Origin of the sequence: Streptomyces sp. NPDC059499 (assembly GCF_042749285.1) — a bacterium.
Classification (GTDB): Bacteria; Actinomycetota; Actinomycetes; order Streptomycetales; family Streptomycetaceae; genus Streptomyces.
Map to the genome: position 1 here is coordinate 267,263 of NZ_JBHYTT010000006.1, position 15,995 is coordinate 283,257.

Annotated in this window: 16 protein-coding genes; 11 read left to right on the plus strand and 5 right to left on the minus strand. The window is 71.9% G+C overall.

Annotated features, from left to right (window positions below; genetic code table 11):
* Nucleotides 1-409 precede the first annotated feature (409 nt).
* From ACFW9O_RS17150 to ACFW9O_RS17185, 8 genes are all read left to right on the plus strand, one after another.
* On the plus strand, nucleotides 410-1,363 hold the full coding sequence (locus ACFW9O_RS17150; protein WP_384610127.1) for an ABC transporter ATP-binding protein: 954 nt from the start codon (nucleotides 410-412) through the stop codon (nucleotides 1,361-1,363).
* Nucleotides 1,363-2,085, plus strand: coding sequence for an ABC transporter permease (locus ACFW9O_RS17155; protein WP_384610129.1), 723 nt, complete (start codon nucleotides 1,363-1,365; stop codon nucleotides 2,083-2,085). Before ACFW9O_RS17150 ends, ACFW9O_RS17155 begins: the two co-directional genes overlap by 1 nt.
* An 11-nt stretch (nucleotides 2,086-2,096) precedes the next feature.
* A complete protein-coding gene (locus tag ACFW9O_RS17160; RefSeq protein WP_384610131.1) occupies nucleotides 2,097-3,263 on the plus strand; it encodes a sensor histidine kinase in 1,167 nt (388 codons plus the stop codon).
* Between the two features lie 319 nt (nucleotides 3,264-3,582).
* Nucleotides 3,583-4,080 carry a hypothetical protein gene (locus tag ACFW9O_RS17165; RefSeq protein WP_384610134.1) on the plus strand — a complete coding sequence of 166 codons (498 nt, stop codon included), beginning with the start codon at nucleotides 3,583-3,585 and terminating at the stop codon, nucleotides 4,078-4,080.
* Between the two features lie 224 nt (nucleotides 4,081-4,304).
* Complete coding sequence (locus ACFW9O_RS17170) at nucleotides 4,305-5,819, plus strand: MFS transporter (protein WP_384610137.1); 1,515 nt, start codon at nucleotides 4,305-4,307, stop codon at nucleotides 5,817-5,819.
* 106 nt (nucleotides 5,820-5,925) lie between these two features.
* Entirely contained in the window at nucleotides 5,926-6,582 is a 657-nt protein-coding gene (locus ACFW9O_RS17175) for a class I SAM-dependent methyltransferase (protein ID WP_384610139.1), read from the plus strand.
* Nucleotides 6,583-6,604: 22 nt separating this feature from the next.
* Nucleotides 6,605-7,579, plus strand: a complete 975-nt coding sequence (locus tag ACFW9O_RS17180; RefSeq protein WP_384610141.1) for an N-acetylmuramoyl-L-alanine amidase — start codon at nucleotides 6,605-6,607, stop codon at nucleotides 7,577-7,579.
* A 188-nt stretch (nucleotides 7,580-7,767) separates the two neighbouring features.
* Entirely contained in the window at nucleotides 7,768-8,595 is an 828-nt protein-coding gene (locus tag ACFW9O_RS17185) for a hypothetical protein (protein WP_384610144.1), read from the plus strand.
* A gap of 75 nt (nucleotides 8,596-8,670) precedes the next feature.
* On the opposite strand, the gene ACFW9O_RS17190 is transcribed toward ACFW9O_RS17185, so the two are convergent.
* Together ACFW9O_RS17190 and ACFW9O_RS17195 are read right to left on the minus strand one after the other, a co-directional pair.
* Nucleotides 8,671-9,450, minus strand: a complete 780-nt coding sequence (locus ACFW9O_RS17190) for a maleylpyruvate isomerase family mycothiol-dependent enzyme (protein WP_384610147.1) — start codon at nucleotides 9,448-9,450, stop codon at nucleotides 8,671-8,673.
* A gap of 40 nt (nucleotides 9,451-9,490) precedes the next feature.
* Nucleotides 9,491-10,051, minus strand: a complete 561-nt coding sequence (locus tag ACFW9O_RS17195; protein ID WP_384610149.1) for a hypothetical protein — start codon at nucleotides 10,049-10,051, stop codon at nucleotides 9,491-9,493.
* A 140-nt stretch (nucleotides 10,052-10,191) separates the two neighbouring features.
* Here ACFW9O_RS17195 and ACFW9O_RS17200 point away from each other — a divergent pair, with 140 nt between their 5' ends.
* Complete coding sequence (locus ACFW9O_RS17200) at nucleotides 10,192-10,485, plus strand: hypothetical protein (protein ID WP_384610152.1); 294 nt, start codon at nucleotides 10,192-10,194, stop codon at nucleotides 10,483-10,485.
* Nucleotides 10,486-10,497: 12 nt separating this feature from the next.
* Here ACFW9O_RS17200 and ACFW9O_RS17205 read toward each other — a convergent pair whose 3' ends face one another.
* The 3 genes from ACFW9O_RS17205 to ACFW9O_RS17215 are packed head-to-tail and all read right to left on the minus strand — an operon-like array spanning nucleotide 10,498 to nucleotide 13,665.
* Nucleotides 10,498-11,571 carry a prenyltransferase gene (locus tag ACFW9O_RS17205; protein ID WP_384610155.1) on the minus strand — a complete coding sequence of 358 codons (1,074 nt, stop codon included), beginning with the start codon at nucleotides 11,569-11,571 and terminating at the stop codon, nucleotides 10,498-10,500.
* Nucleotides 11,568-12,299 carry a class I SAM-dependent methyltransferase gene (locus tag ACFW9O_RS17210; protein ID WP_351175652.1) on the minus strand — a complete coding sequence of 244 codons (732 nt, stop codon included), beginning with the start codon at nucleotides 12,297-12,299 and terminating at the stop codon, nucleotides 11,568-11,570. Before ACFW9O_RS17210 ends, ACFW9O_RS17205 begins: the two co-directional genes overlap by 4 nt.
* A gap of 52 nt (nucleotides 12,300-12,351) precedes the next feature.
* A complete protein-coding gene (locus ACFW9O_RS17215) occupies nucleotides 12,352-13,665 on the minus strand; it encodes a glycosyltransferase family 4 protein (RefSeq protein ID WP_384610158.1) in 1,314 nt (437 codons plus the stop codon).
* A 337-nt stretch (nucleotides 13,666-14,002) separates the two neighbouring features.
* Between ACFW9O_RS17215 and ACFW9O_RS17220 the strand changes: the two genes are divergently transcribed.
* Both ACFW9O_RS17220 and ACFW9O_RS17225 read left to right on the plus strand, forming a co-directional pair.
* Nucleotides 14,003-14,623 (plus strand): TetR family transcriptional regulator, encoded by a 621-nt coding sequence (locus tag ACFW9O_RS17220; protein ID WP_384610160.1) that lies wholly within the window; start codon nucleotides 14,003-14,005, stop codon nucleotides 14,621-14,623.
* A 139-nt stretch (nucleotides 14,624-14,762) separates the two neighbouring features.
* Nucleotides 14,763-15,992 carry a substrate-binding domain-containing protein gene (locus ACFW9O_RS17225; RefSeq protein WP_384610163.1) on the plus strand — a complete coding sequence of 410 codons (1,230 nt, stop codon included), beginning with the start codon at nucleotides 14,763-14,765 and terminating at the stop codon, nucleotides 15,990-15,992.
* The last annotated feature ends 3 nt before the right edge of the window (nucleotides 15,993-15,995 follow it).

Sequence of the window (15,995 nt, forward strand, 5' to 3'; positions counted from 1 at the left end):
TGGCGGTGGCGGGGCTTGAGACACACACGTAAGCGATCGCAACGGGGTGACTTCCCACATGTCTGAAGCCCGAACCGACACGACCCAGACGCGTCCGCCGGGGGCGGACGCGGAACGGGCCGAAGCCGGCGGCTCCGGAAAGCACCGAGGGGGTGCGTCGGCGGAGAACACGAGCGTGCAGCCGCACGGCCGTCACCGCCGTCCCTCCGAAGGGGGTGGCGGAGCGGCGGCCTGATCCGCGCCGCACGGGGAAGAGGGCCGCCACGGCCGCGAGGCTGTGGCGGCCCTCTGTCGTGCCCCACCGGCGTCACCCGGACCGGCACCGCGCTTCCTCCATGACATTTGTCATCGCGGACTCCGTACACGCGGCCCCTGCCGTCCGCACGCCGTGCTCCGTAGCGTCGTGGTCATGACGCAGACGACGGGGACGACGACGAGCGAACCCGCGGTGATCTTCACCGCGGTGGTCAAGACGTTCGGCAGGGCAGAACGCACCGTCCGGGCCGTGGACGGCATCGATCTGGCCGTCGGGCGGGGCGAGACGGTGGCCCTGCTGGGCCGTAACGGCGCGGGCAAGTCCACGGCCATCAGCCTCCTGCTCGGGCTCGACGACCCCGACTCCGGCACGGTTCAGCTGCTCGGCCGCAGCCCCGACCGGGCGGTGCGGGCCGGACTGGTCGGCGCGATGCTCCAGGACGGGCGCCCGATCCCCCGGGTGACCGTGCGCGAGCTGATCACCTTCGTCGCGTCCACCTATCCGCGTCCGATGCCCGTGGCCGAGTCGCTCGCCCTCGCGGGAGTCGCGGAGTACGCGGACCGGCGCATCGACAAGCTCTCCGGCGGCCAGACCCAGCGCGTCCGCTTCGCCGTCGCGCTGGCCGGCAATCCGGAACTGATCGTGCTGGACGAACCGACCGCCGCCCTGGACGTGGAGGCCCGCCGGGCGTTCTGGGACTCGATGCGGTCCTTCGCGGGGCGCGGCAACACCGTCCTGTTCTCCACGCACTATCTGGAGGAGGCCGACGAGAACGCCGACCGGATCGTGGTCATCGACCACGGCCGGATCGTGGCGGACGGCAGCGGCGACCTGATCAGGCGTTCCGCGGGCGGCAGCCTGGTCTCCTTCGACCTGGCCGGCCGTCCGGCCGCGGGGCTGGAGTCGCTGCCGGGAGTCGTGGGCGTCGAGGTGCGCGGGGACCGGGCGCTGCTGCGTACGGAGGACTCGGACGCGACCGTCGTCGAACTGGCAAGGATCGGGGCCGTACGCGGTCTCCAGGTCACCAGGGCCACCCTTCAGGACGCGTTCCTCGCCCTCACCGCGCCCGCGGACCGGACCGCCGGCCACCACAAGGAGATGGTGTGATGTTCCCGTACATCGTGCTCGAAATCAGGCGGACCCTGCGCGACAGCGTGTTCCTCGTCTTCGGGACCGGCATGCCCGTGATGATGTACCTCCTCTTCACCAACCTCGGCGGGGCCGGCGACTACGGCGACTGGAAGGCCGCGTCGATGGTCGGCATGGCCGCGTACGGGGCGCTCGGGTCGGCCATGGCCATCGGTACGGGCATCGCGTCGGACAAATCCCTAGGCTGGCTGCGGCAGTTGCGGATCACACCGCTGGATCCGGGCCGTGCGGTGGCGGGCCGCGCGATCAGTGGCTCGGTGACGGTGCTGCCGACGATCCTGGCCGTTCTGCTGGCGGGTGCGCTGGTCAACGGGGTGCGGCTGGCGGCCTGGCAGTGGGTCGCCCTGGTGCTGACGCTGTGGATCGGCGCGCTGCCGTTCACCCTGCTCGGCATCGGCAACGGCTACCGGCTCACACCGCAGGGCACGGGTGTGGTCAACGTGGCCTGTCTGATGGGCTTCGCGATCGTCGGCGGACTGTGGTTCCCGCTCGCCGAGTTCCCCGGCTGGGTGCGCACCATCGGTGAGTTCAGCCCCGCCCACGGGTTCGCGGACCTGGGCTGGGCGACGATCGCCGGCCACGCGCCGGGCGCCGGGTCGGTCACCGTACTCGCCGCGTGGCTGCTGCTGTTCGGCGGATACGCCATGATCTCCTACCGTCGGTCCGCGAGGACCGTGTGAGGGGAGCGACGATGGCGCGCGCAGGAAAGAGGCCCCGGCGCCCCGGGCCGCCCGGTCCCTACGCCCTGGTGCCCTGGCTGCTGATGGGGCTCGGCGCGTTCTCCAACCTGTGGCAGGGCGAGTCACCGAACCCCTGGGTCGGCGGCCTCGGCCTCCTCGCCTTCAACTCCCTCTACATCTCGGTGGTGTTCCGCGGGTTCGACAGCAACAGGCGGGACAGTCCCACCTCGTACGTGCTGCTGGCCGCCATGGCCGTGATCACCTTCGGTCTGGCGATCGGGTACGGCGGCAGCTGGCTGCTGTTCTTCCCGCTGCTCTCCCTGGCCTGCGGGACGATCCTGCGGGGCAGACGGCTCGTCCCGGCGCTGGCCTTCCTCGCCGCCTGTGCGGTGGCCGTCGCGGTGTGGCGCGGCGACCACGTCTCGGAGCCGTGGACGATCGGCTACGGCACGTTCCTCTCGGGCGCCGTGACGGCCGCGATCCTCACCCTGTCGGAGACGGTGACGGAACTGCGGGCGACCCGGCAGGAACTGGCCCGCAGCGCGGTGGAGGCGGAACGGCTGCGCTTCTCGCGCGACCTGCACGATCTGCTGGGGCACACGCTGTCGGTCATCGTCATCAAGTCGGAGGCCGCGCGCAGGCTGGCGCCCCGCGACATCGACGCCGCACTCGCTCAGGTCACCGACATCGAGTCCGTCGGCCGCCAGGCGCTCACCGAGATCCGTGAGGCGGTGACGGGGTACCGCGAGGGAAGCCTCGCCACCGAGCTGGCCCGGGCGAGGTCCGCGCTGACCGCCGCCGGTATCGAGCCGGTGGTACGCCGCTCGGGACCGCCGCTCACCCCGCAGACGGAGGCGCTCCTCGGCTGGGTGGCGCGGGAGGCTGTCACCAACGTCGTGCGGCACAGCGGCGCGACCCGCTGCGTGTTCGTGGTCGAGTCCACGTCCGAACGGGTGCGGCTGACCGTGACGGACGACGGCCGGGGTCCCGACGAGGAGCGGGGCACGGGGCCGGCCGGTGGCACCGGTCTGAAGGGCCTGACCGAACGGCTCGCCGCCGCGGGCGGCTCCCTGGAGTCGGGCCCCGGCTCACAGGGCGGCTTCGCCGTGGCCGCGGAGCTGCCCGTGGACGCGCCGTCGGCTCCGCACGGCGACCCGTGTGCCGCGCCGAGCCCGTGAACGAGGTGCCGCGGGCAGGCCGTCGGGCAGCCGCCGCCAACCCGTCGGCCCGGCGACAGCGATGAGTCCCGGCCGGGAGTCTGTTCCGGCGCTGTCCGGCACAAGACACCACGGAGGACACCATGAGACGCCGACGAGACCCTCGGCCGAAAGGGCGGCCACCCCTGACGCGCGTTCGCCGGCGGCGCGTTTCGGAGAGGCGTCGGTCCGGTCCGCCATAGGCGTTCAGCGGCTGTCGGCGGGGAGCCTTCGGACCCGTGCTGTAATCCACGCAACGGCGCCGGTGTGAGGGCCGGTCACTTCCTGGGGGGAACGACACATGACTGCGCGGCTCGTACGCACGGCTGCCCTGCTCACGATCATGGTGGCGGTGCCGTTGGCCGGCTGCGGCGACGGCGGTGCCGGGGGTGAGGAGCGGAGAGCGTCCGCGGCCGAGGCCGCCCGCCGCTTTCAGCAGGCCCAGCTGGACAAGGAATGGAGGGTGGCCTGCGAGGCCATGACCCAGCGGCTGCGGAGAGGAACGGTCGCCGCGTGCGTCGAGGAGAGGGACAGCACCCCCCGCATCGGCAGCTACCCGGAAGCCCGGGTGACCACTGGCAAGCCGTTCGACATGGAGGCGGACGGCCCCCACCCGGCCGGTGTGGGCATGCGAGTGACTCTGCTCCTGGACCCTGCGACGGGCAACCGGATAGACACGGCACTCCGGCTGGTACCCGCCGAGGACGGTGCGTGGCTCGTCGACCAGGCCGCCAACCTCGACGCGTCCCTGGGCACCGGCCCCGATGCCGCGCGCGCCAGGCTGGACGAAGCCCGGTAGCGAATACGACGGCTGCGGTGCCGAGGTGGACACGGCGGCCCCGGCCCGCCCGCGGGTGACGCCACCGGCTTCCTCCGTTCACCGGAATACGGCGGCGGAATACATCGGAGACACGAAAGCGTTCAGTGTGCACCCACTTGGCGGTCGGTGCTGCCCGCGGGCGCACTGCCGCACGCTCGTCCCCGCCCTGCCCCTGACTTCCCGCCTGCCCGGAGGCCCCACGTATGCGACGGACGACAACCGAACAGCGGACCGGGGAGCTTCCCGACCCGCGCAAGGGCCGGTCGGGCGGCGTCGTGCCCGTGCTGGCGTTCGCGGGGATCACCGTCGCGGTGATGCAGACCCTGCTCGTCCCCGTCATCAAGGACCTTCCGGCCCTCCTCGACACCGACCCGGCCGACGCGACCTGGGTGATGACGGCCACACTGCTCGCCGGAGCCGTCTCGACCCCGATCATGGGACGGCTCGGCGATCTCTACGGCAAGCGGCGGATGCTGCTCGCCAGTCTCGCCGTGATGGTGATCGGCTCCCTGGTCTGCGCCACCACCGACGACCTCGTCGTCATGATCGTCGGCCGTGCGCTCCAGGGCTTCGCCATGGGCGCCATCCCGCTCGGCATCGGCATCATGCGTGATGTGCTGCCCCGCGAGAGGCTCGGCTCGGCGATGGCCCTGATGAGCTCCTCGATCGGGGTGGGCGGCGGGCTCGCCCTGCCCGCCGCGGCGCTGACGGCGCAGCACGCCGACTGGCACACGCTCTTCCTCGGCTCGGCCGCCCTCGGGGTGGTGGCCATGGTCCTCACCGTCCTCGTCGTGCCCGAGCCCTCGCTGCGCGCGGCCGGGCGCTTCGACCTCGTCGGTGCGCTGGGTCTCTCGCTGGGCCTGGTCTGCCTGCTGCTCCCCGTCACCAAGGGCGGCGACTGGGGCTGGACCTCGCCCGTCACGCTCGGGCTGATCGCCGCTTCCCTGGTGATCCTGGTGCTGTGGGGGATCTTCGAGCTGCGTAGCCCGGCTCCGCTGGTCGATCTGCGGACCAGTGCCCGCCGCGAGGTGCTGCTCACCAACCTCGCCTCGATCATGGTCGGGGTCGCCTTCTACGCGGTCTCGCTGGTCCTGCCGCAGCTGTTGCAGCTGCCCGCGTCGACCGGCTACGGGCTCGGGCAGTCGATGGTGGTCGCGGGGCTCTGTGTGGCGCCGCTGGGCCTGACGATGATGTTCGTGGCCCCGCTGTACGCCCGGCTCTCCGCCCGCCGCGGCCCGAAGGCCTCGCTGATGCTCGGCCTGCTGATCATCGCGGTCGGCTACGGGGCGGGGCTCGGCCTGATGAACGCCGCCTGGCAGACCGTGTTGATCGCGGTGATGATCGGGGCCGGTATCGGACTCGCGTACTCCTCGCTCCCCGCGCTGATCATCGGGGCCGTCGACGCGTCCGAGACGGGCGCGGCCAACGGTCTGAACACGCTGATGCGGTCGATCGGCACGTCCCTGTCGAGTGCGGTCATCGGCATGGTGCTCGCGAACACCTCGGTACACGTGGGGTCGGTGGAGGTGCCCACCATGGAGGGCTTCCGGACCTCGTTCATGATTGCGACGGGTGCCGTGCTGATCGGGCTGCTGCTGGCCGCGTTCCTGCCGTCGCAGCGCCCCGCGCGCCCGGTCCTGCTGGCGAGCAGTGCGGGCGACGCGCTCGACGCGGCGGCCGCCGACGGCGTCCCTGCCCCGGCGCCCGTGCGCCCCTGACCTGGCAGGACCCGCGCGGGCGCACGCACGCCCCCGCCGACGGCACCGCCGGGGGCGTACGGCACGATGGGGCGCCGATCGATGCCGCACCCCCTGGAGGAAGCCCGTGACCGCCGAGTCCGTCGTCGCACCCGAGCCGGAGGTCCTCGCCGCCTTCGAGGCCGCCAAGGGCTTCATGCCGCTGCGCGAGGGTCTCGCGCTGTACGCCGCGGCGGCCGGGGCGGCCGCGCTCGGGTTCCCGCTGCTCGAGGTGGGTACGTACTGCGGGCGCTCCACGATCCTGCTCGCCGACGCCGCCCGCGCGGCGGGCGTGACCGTGCTCACGGTCGACCACCACCGGGGCAGCGAGGAGCAGCAGCCCGGCTGGGAGTACCACGACCCGACGGTCGTGGACCCGGAGATCGGCCTGATGGACACGCTCCCCTCCTTCCGCAGGACCCTGTACCGGGCGGGTCTGGAGGAGCACGTGGTGGCGCTCGTCGGACGGTCGCCGCAGGTCGCGGCCGTCTGGGGCGGCAGGCTCGGCCTCGTCTTCATCGACGGCGGGCACACGGACGAGCATGCGAACGGTGACTACGAGGGCTGGGCCCCTCATGTCGCCGACGGCGGGCTGCTCGTGATCCACGATGTGTTCCCCGACCCGGCGGACGGCGGCCAGGCCCCGTACCGCGTCCACCAACGGGCTCTGTCCTCCGGTGCGTTCACGGAGATCTCGGTGACGGACTCCCTGCGTGTACTGCGGCGTACGGGACCGGGGATCTGAAGGTCACGGATAGCATCGCGACGTGCGCTACGACGACAGCAGTCCCCCCTCCCCGCGCGTTGCCGCCCCGCTGCGCGCGACCGCGCCGCGCAGGCCCGTGCTCGCCGCCGTGGTGCTGGCGTCCGTCTGTCTGACCGCGGCGGGATGCGGGGGCGACGGCGGTCCCGCTCCCGGGCAGGCACAGCCCCTTTCCGGCGGCAGCGAGGCGTCCACGTCCTCCTCGCCGACCCCGGCGGCGTCGAAGAGCCCCTCCCCCACGTCCCCTCCGGCCTCCCCGTCAGCTTCCGTGAAGCCGACGAAGCCGACGAAGCCGCTGCCGAAGGGGCCGCTCACGGGCAGGACCGTGGTGATCGACCCGGGGCACAACCCGCGCAACCGCGACCGCACGGCCGAGATCAACCGCCAGGTGGACATCGGTACCGGGCACAAGGAGTGCGACACCACGGGCACCGCCACCAACTCCGGTTACGCGGAAGCCCGGTTCACCCTCGACGTCTCGCGCCGGCTGCGCACGCTGCTGGAGGCCGAGGGCGCGAAGGTCGTCCTCACCCAGGACGACGACCGCCCGTTCGGCCCGTGCGTCGACGAGAGGGCCCGGATCGGCAACGAGGCCCGCGCCGATGCCGTCGTCTCGGTCCACGCGGACGGTTCCGCGGCCGGCAACCGTGGTTTCCACGTGATTCTTCCCGCAGTGGTGCGCGGCGGCGCCGCGGACACGGCGGACATCGTGGCCCCCTCGCGCGATCTCGGCGAACGGATCGCGGGAAAGTTCGTCCGCATTACCGGAAGCGCACCCTCCAATTACATCGGCGGCAATACGGGGTTGGACACCCGCAAGGACCTCGGCGGTCTGAATCTGTCGACCGTGCCCAAAGTCTTCGTCGAATGCGGCAATATGCGTGACCCGAAGGACGCCGCTCTGCTCATGAGCGCGGACTGGCGCCAGAAGGCGGCCCTGGGCATCGCCGAGGGCATCAGCAGCTACCTCGAGCGGTAGAACTGCGGTGATAGTGACGAGACATTGGGGGGATAGTCCGTCCGAGGTCCGGGCAGGCACACAACGCGCCCGGGCAGACGATAGATTCATCCGTACGATGGGGAGCCGCCCCCGAGCTTCGCGCCGTACCCGCCGTTCAGGCGGCATCGACGACCGCCCCGACGAGACGACCGACTAAGGACCTTCACGTGAATATCCGCTCCCTCACTCGAGGCGACGGCGTGGTGATCGGAGCAGCGGTCGTGCTGTTCATCGCCTCTTTCCTCGACCTCTTCGGCGTCGACTGCCCCTCCGGCGTCGACTGCTCCGGCTACAGCTCGAACGCCTGGGACACGCTCTCGCTCCTGATGGGCATCTACCTGGCCGGCATCATCGGCGCGGCACTGCTGATCGTGAGCCGCTCCATGCCGGGCCGCAAGGTCGCGGGGCTGGACCTCGGCCAGTTCGGCGCCGCCTTCACGGTGTTCGCCCTGTGGACCATGTTCTGGACGATCATCGACGCCAGCAACGCGGGCGCCGGTCTGATCCTCGGACTGCTGGCGACCATCGCGCTGGCCGGCGGTGCGGTGGCCACACCGCTGGTTCCCGCCCTCAAGGCCCCGCTCATGGGTGCCCCGAGCCCCGCGCAGGCCGTGCAGGCGCCGTACGGCGCCCAGCCGCAGCCCGGCCAGGGCTACGGCTACCCCGGTGGCCAGCCGCAGCCCTACGGTGCGCAGCCGGGTCAGCCCCAGCCGTACGGTGCGCAGCCGGGCCAGCCGGGTCAGCCGGACCCCCAGCAGGCCCCGCAGGCTCCGCAGGGCGGTGGAGCGCCGGCCGGTGACTTCACGCCGTTCTGGTTCGCGGTGCCGGTGGCCCGTCCGCTGTACGGCGAGGACGGCGCACCGAACCCGATCGCCGAACTCGCGCCCGGTACCTGGTACCTGGCGGTCGAGCAGCGCGGTCCGGGTCTCATCGCCCAGACGCAGGACGGCCGTCGCGGTGTGCTGCAGGACACGACGGGCATCCAGCGCGGCTGAGTTGTCCCGCAGACGGTCAGCGGCCCCCGCCCTTCCGGGCGGGGGCCGCTGTCGTACGGGGATCCGGGTGGCCGCTCAGCCGAACGACGAGCGGTCCAGCCAGAAGTCCAGCAGGTCCCTGTCCCCCAGTACTTCGAGTCCGCCCTCGTCCGGCTTCTGCCGCCGGTTGAACGCCAGCATCAGCTCGGTCAGCGGGCCGCGCAGGGCCACTGTCGCCTTCTCGTGGGCCCGGCGCCAGGTGAAGTCCTTCTCGCCGAACTCGATCAGCCACTCGGCACCCGGCACGTCTGTGGCGTGCAGGTGCAAGGAGCGCCCCGCCCCGCGCAGTTCGGCCGCCTCGGGGTCGCCCTCCGCCTGGGAGAAGGCGACGATCTGCAGCCACTCGTCGATCGTGTCGGCCGCCACGTCGGGTGCCACCTCGTAGACGGTCCCCGTCGTCAGGGCCGCGTCCGCGCGGTGGACGACGGTCTCGTGCACCATGCGGCGGGCCCAGAAGGCGGTCCGCCGCTCCCACGCCCAGGTCCAGACGGCCGTGTCAGGACCGGCCTCGCGCAGGGCGGCCACGGTCCCGGCAGCTCCTTCGGCCAGCCAGGCGTCGAGGGCACCGGGGTCGTCACCGCCGGGTCCCCCGGCGTCCGGCGCCGCTTCGTCGGGGATCTCCTCGGCGGCCCGGGTGCGGACGATCTCGCCGGCCCAGCGGTGGGCTCCCCCGACGTGGACGACGAGATCGCGCAGACTCCATTCGGGACACGTGGGGACTCTCGCGGTCAGGTCCGCGCCTTTGACCGCAGCTCTCAACGCGTCTGTCTGGAACAGGATCTCGTCGCAGTAGCGGTCGTGCGCAAGGGAGGTCATCCTGGCACCCTAATGCGGTGCACAGGGTCTCTCACCTGGATTATCCGCCGAGTTGGGAGGTGGACGGGATCTTGTCCGTCACCTCGGCGCCCGCCTTCTTTCCCGCGTCCTTGATGCTGTCGATGACGCTCTCGAACGCGCCGACATCGCCCGCGCCCGCCTCGCCCTTGGCGAATTTGGTGGCCATTCCCCTGAGCGATTCGATTCCGGCCGTCAGCGGTGCCACGGCCTTCGACAGGAGCGGGTCGCCCTTGGCGTTGTCCGCGGCCGCCTTGAGCCTGTTGTACGCGAACGCGCCCGCGAGGCCCGCCTTGACCACGGCGAACGTCCGCCCGTCGGCGCCCTTCTTGAACTTGCCCGCGCGGTAGGGCTTCACGATCCACTGGTACGCGGCTCCGGCCGCCAGTCCCGCGTTGGCCACGAACCGTGCCTTGGCGTACTTCTGGGCCTCTGCCGAGGTCGTGGGGCTCGCTGTCGCACTGCTGCTCGTGTCACTGCTCGCGTCGGTGTCCGAGTCGCCGCAGGCGGTGCCGCCCACGAGCACGGCGCAGGACAGCAGCAACGCCAGGAGCAGCCGGCGGAGCGGGACGGAACGGGGCACGGCGGGCCTCCCTGACCGGGCGTCTCACGGTGAGTGGCGCGGCTCGGCACTCGCCGCCAGGCTCGCCCGTGCGAGGGCGGTCCGCCACTCGGCACACGCCGTACGGGTTTCACTCACCGTAAAGCGGCAACCCGGAGAGCATGTCTCCCAGAACAGGCACAGGAAGCAGTACCGCCGCACGACTCATCGCCGTCGTCGCGGACATCATGGCGTTCATCATCATTCTGTGGATCCTGATGTACCTGCTCGACGCCAACCGGGCCAACGACCTGGTGCAGTTCGTCCAGGACTCGGCCCGCTGGCTGGCCGGGTGGTCGTACGACCTGTTCACCTTCGACGAAGCGTGGGCGCGGGTCGTCACGGGCTACGGTCTGGCCGCAGTCGTCTACCTCTTCATCGGGCACGCCGTGGCGGGCCGGGTCCGCCGGTTCTAGCGGTCCCGGGTCCTAGCCGCAGCAGTCGGGTTCCAGGCCCGTCGGCAGCCGTTCGCCGCTGAAGACCGCGGTGGTCGCCTCGTCCCCGCCGAGGGCGGCCACCGCCAGCAGCAGTGAACCCACGGTCCAGGTGGTGAGCTCCTCGGGCCAGAAGGCCCGCTCGCCCTCGAAGACGTACCCCGTCCAGTACATGCCGCCGTCGGCGCGCAGGTGCTGGACAGACTGCAGGATCTCCAGCGCCCGGTCGGACTCCCCGGTCACCCAGAGCGCCAGCGCCAGTTCGCAGCTCTCGCCGCCCGTCACCCAGGGGTTGGGCAGCACACAGCGCACACCGAGGCCGGGCACGACGAAACGGTCCCAGCCCTCCTCGATCCGCTTGGTCGCGGCGGGCCCGGTGAGCGCGCCGCCGAGGACCGGGTAGTACCAGTCCATCGAGTAGCGGTTCTTGTCCAGGAAACGCTCGGGGTGGCTGCGGATCGCGTGGCCGAGCGCTCCGGCCGCCAGCTCCCAGTCGGGCTGCGGCTCCTCGCGCTGTTCGGCGAGGGCGAGGGCGCAGCGCAGCGCCTGGAAGATGGAGGACGAGCCGGTCAGCAGCGCGTCGGTGACGGGGGTGCCGTCGGCTTCGCGCTTCCAGCCGATCTGGCCGCCGGGCTGCTGCAGTCGCAGCACGAACTCGACGGCGGCGTAGACCGTCGGCCACATCCGGTCGGCGAACGCGTCGTCACCGGTGGCGAGGTAGTGGTGCCAGACGCCGACGGCCACGTACGCGCAGAAGTTGGTCTCGCGGCCGCGGTCGGTGGGCTGCTCGGGGTCGCCGTCGTGGTAGGCGGCGTACCAGGAGCCGTCCTCGTTCTGGTGACGGGCCAGCCAGGCGTAGGCGCGTGCCGCGGCCTCGTGCTCACCGGCCGCGTCGAGGGCCATGGCGGCTTCGGTGTGGTCCCACGGGTCGAGGTGGTGGCCGCGGAACCAGGGCAGGGCCCCGTCCTCGCGCTGCACGGCGCGCAGCGCGGCCACGGACTCGGCGGCCTGCTCGGCGGTGAGGACACCGGGCAGGACGAGGTGCTCGGTCCGCTCGGGTGTGCTCACGCCTCGGCCTTGGGGAGGTGCGGCTTGGTCGCGTACGCCACGAAACTCTTGCCGACCACCGGGTTGAGCAGTTGCTCGGCGACCCGGGTGACCATCGGCTTCTTCATGATGTCCCAGACCAGCAGCTTGTGGTAGGCGCGCACCGGCAGCGCCTTGTCGTTGTCGACGCCGAAGGCGCACTTGAGCCACCAATAGGGGCTGTGCAGCGCGTGGGCGTGGTGGGTGCCGTAGGGCTTGAGCCCGGCCTCGCGGATCCTGCCGAGCAGTTGGTCGGCCTTGTAGATCCGGATGTGCCCGCCCTCGACCTCGTGGTACGCGTCGGAGAGCGTCCAGCAGATCTTCTCGGGGCCGTAGCGGGGCACCGTGATCGCGATCCGGCCGCCGGGCTTCAGCACGCGGACCATCTCGGCGAGCACGCCCTTGTCGTCGGGGATGTGCTCCATCACCTCGGAGATGATCACGACGTCGAAGGAGTCGTCGGGGAACGGCAGGTTGAGGGCGTCGCCCTCCATCGCGGTGGCCGTGGCGCCCGCGGGGGCCTCCCCGGCCTCCTTCATCGCGGCGAACCACTTCGCGACCTCGCGGATCTCCTCGCCGTTCTGGTCGAGAGCCACCACCTGGGCTCCGCGCCGGTAGCACTCGAAGGCGTGACGGCCGGCGCCGCAGCCCAGATCGAGCACCCGGTCGCCTGCGGCGAGCGGGAAGCGGGTGAAGTCGACGGTCAGCACGGGGGCCTGCCTTCGAGGTCGGAGGTACGGGGTCCGGGGGCCACGGGCGAGGTCACCTGCGGGCTCCCCTGGCGGCGATCGCCTGACGGTACAGCTCGGCGGTGCCGAGGGCCGCCCTGGCCCAGGTGAAGTTGGCGAGCACCCGTGCGCGGCCTGCCGCGCCCAGGCGGGCGCGCAGCTCCGGGTCGCCCAGCAGCCGGCCGAGTGCGGCGGCCAGGGCCCCCGCGTCGCCGGGAGGCACGGCGAGGCAGGTCTCCCCGTCGGGGCCCGCGACCTCGGGGATGGCGCCGCCGGTCGTGGCGACGAGCGGGGTGCCGGTGGCCATGGCCTCGGCGGCGGGGAGGGAGAAGCCCTCGTACAGCGACGGGACGCAGGAGATCTGGGCGCTGCGGACGAGGCCGACCAGTTCGGCGTCGCTGATGCCCTTGACGAACTCGACGGCGTCCTGGAGTCCGTAGCGCTCGATGGCCTGGGCGACGGGTCCGTCCTCGGCCCGCTTCCCGACGACCACGAGATGCGCGTGCGGGTTCTCGGTACGGAGCTTGGCGAGCGCCTCGACGAGGTGGACGAGGCCCTTGAGCGGGACGTCCGCGCTGGAGGTGGTGACGATCCGGCCGGGTACTTCGGCGACCGAGGGGTCGGGCGACCACAGGTCGGTGTCGGCGCCGATGTGCACGACCCGGACGCGGTCCGGGCGTACCCCGAGGTGCTCGACGATCTCCTGCTGGGAGGAGCCGGAGACGGTGAGGACGGACGGCAGCCGGCGGGCGACGCGCTTCTGCATGCGCGTGAAGGCGTACCAGCGGCGCACCGAGAGCCGGCGGAGGCCGGATTCCGCTGCGTCCAGGTCGAGTTGACGGTCGACGGTGATGGGGTGGTGGATCGTCGTGACGAGGGGGGCGCCGAGGTCGCCGAGCAGGCCGTAGCCGAGCGTCTGGTTGTCGTGCACGACGTCGAAGTCGCCGCGGCGGGCCAGGAGATGGCGCCGGGCACGCAGGCTGAAGGTGAGAGGTTCGGGGAAGCCGCCGGTCCACATGGTGGCGACCTCGGCGAGGTCGACCCAGTCGCGGTACTCGCCCCGTCCCGGGGTACGGAACGGGTCGGGCTGCCGGTACAGGTCGAGGCTGGGCAGTTCGGTGAGCGGAACGCCCTCGTCGAGCACGGGGTAGGGCTGGGCGCCGATCACTTCGACGCTGTGGCCGAGCCGGGCCAGTTCGCGGCCGAGGTGGCGCACGTACACGCCCTGGCCGCCGCAGAAGGGGTTGCCCTTGTAGGTCAGGAGGGCGATGCGCAACGGACGGTCACTGTCAGTGTCCGACGCGCCGCTGCCCGTGAAGGGGCCTGACTCTATGGCCTCAGCGGTCACACTCGGCCCCCTTCTCACTGCGTTTTCGCCGGAGCGTAACCGGTCGCGTTAATCTAGAACAAGTTTCAGACTCGTTCGTTCAACAAGCACCGAATCTACCGGCAGGTAGCGTCGGCGTGACGGCCGGATCAGGTGATTCGCGCCACGGCGGGCGCCCTGGCATGCTGTGCGCCCCCGGAGGCCGGTGCCCGCCGGACAGAGAACCGGTTCCTTCTCCGCGGACCGACCGGCTTCGCAGGTCAGCGGCGTCGACCGTACGGCCGGTCCACGGCCCGGACCGGCGGTGCGAACCAGCGTGCCGCCCTCCGGCGCGGACGGAAGCCTTGGATGGGGACAGATGACAGCGGAACCCGGACCGGCAGCACCTCCCCTGACGGAGCGCCAGGAGGCACGCCGCCGCCGCATTCTGCAGGCGGGCGCCCAGCTCGCCGGCCGGGGCGGTTTCGAGGCCGTGCAGATGCGCGAGGTGGCGGACGCCGCCGGGGTCGCCCTGGGAACGCTCTACCGCTACTTCCCCTCCAAGATCCATCTGCTGGTCGCCGTCATGCAGGACCGGCTCCAGCACCTGCACCTCACGCTCCGTAAGCGGCCGCCCGCCGGGGACGACGCCGCCGAGCGGGTCGCCGAGACCCTGATGCGGGCCTTCCGGGCGCTCCAGCGCGAACCGAACCTGGCGGATGCGATGGTGCGGGCGCTGACCTTCGCCGACCGCAGCGCGAGCACGGAGGTGGATGCCGTCTCGCGTCTGACGACGGCGATCGTCGTGGACGCGATTGGGCTGGAGAACCCCACCCAGGAGCAACTGGCCGTGGTCCGCGTCATCGAGCACACCTGGCACTCGGCGCTGATCACCTGGCTGTCGGGGCGGGCCTCGATCGCGCAGGTGCGGGGGGACATCGAGACGGTGTGCCGGCTGGTCGGCCCGCCGGCTGCGGAACCCGGCACCGCCGGGCGCTGACCGGCACGGCCCGGCGTTCCATGTACGGCACCCACACGGTGCCCCCGTCAGGTGAGGTGCCCTGCACCATGTCGACGGCGCCACGGTGTTCATACGGTTCGGCCGACATCACCCGAACCATGCCGAGGAGCCGGTCCCCATGCGTCGCAGAGCCGTAGGCACCGTCCAGCACAGAACCCTGACCGCGGCCACGCTGGCGGTCGCCGGCCTGCTCCTGGCGGGGTGCACCGCCGCGGGGCAGGCGGGCAGCGATTCCGCCGGGGGCGAGGACGAGACCGTCAAGGTGGGCCTGGTCTACTCCCGTACCGGACTGCTCGCCGCGTACGGGAAGCAGTACCGCGACGGGTTCATGGCGGGCCTCGACCACGCCACCGGGGGCACCGGCAAGGTCGACGGTCACACCATCGAGGTCACCGAGCAGGACGACGCGGGCGACCCCGGCAAGGCCGTCTCGGCCGCGAAGAACCTGATCGGCAAGGGCTACAAGGTCCTGGCCGGCACCACCGACTCCGGTGTCGCCCTCCAGATGGCCCCGCTGGCCGCCCAGAACAAGGTGCTGTACGTGAGCGGCCCGGCCGCCACGGACGCCGTGACCGGGATCAACGAGTACACCTTCCGCTCGGGCCGGCAGTCCTACCAGGACATCCTCACCGCGGGCACGATGCTCGGCGACGCCGCGGGCAAGAAGGTCACCGTCCTGGCCCAGGACTCCACCTTCGGCCAGGCCAATGTCGCCGCGGTCAAGGCGGTGCTCGGCGCGAAGGGCGCGAAGGTCGGCTCCGTCCTGGCCCCGCCCAGTGCCACGGATCTGACCCCGTTCGCACGGCAGGTCAAGGCGGGCGGCCCCGATCTGGTCTTCGTCGCCTGGGCGGGAGCGACCGCCCCGGCCCTGTGGACGGCCCTCGACCAACAGGGGGTGCTGACCGCGAGCAAGGTCGTCACCGGACTCGCGGGAACGGCCTCGTACCCGGTCTTCGGAGCCGCCGGGGCCAAGGTCTCCTTCCTCGCGCACTACTTCCCCGGCGCGGGCGGCGGGAACGCCGTGGAGAAGGCCATGCTCGACGGGGTCACGAAGGCGGGCGGCACCCCCGACCTGTTCACCCCGGACGGTTTCACCGCGGCACAGATGATCGTGCAGGCCGTCAAGGAGGGCAGCGCGACCGACACCGCCGCCATGGTGAAGGCCCTGGAGGGCTGGACGTTCGACGGTGTGAAGGGCCAGGAGCAGATCCGCGCCGAGGACCACGCACTGATTCAGCCGATGTTCGTGGCCAGGCTGAACGGGAAGGGCGCCACCGCCGAACCCGAGCTGCTGAGCACACAGCCCAAGGACGCGGTCGCACCGCCCGCGAAGCCCTCGGCGGGCTGAGCG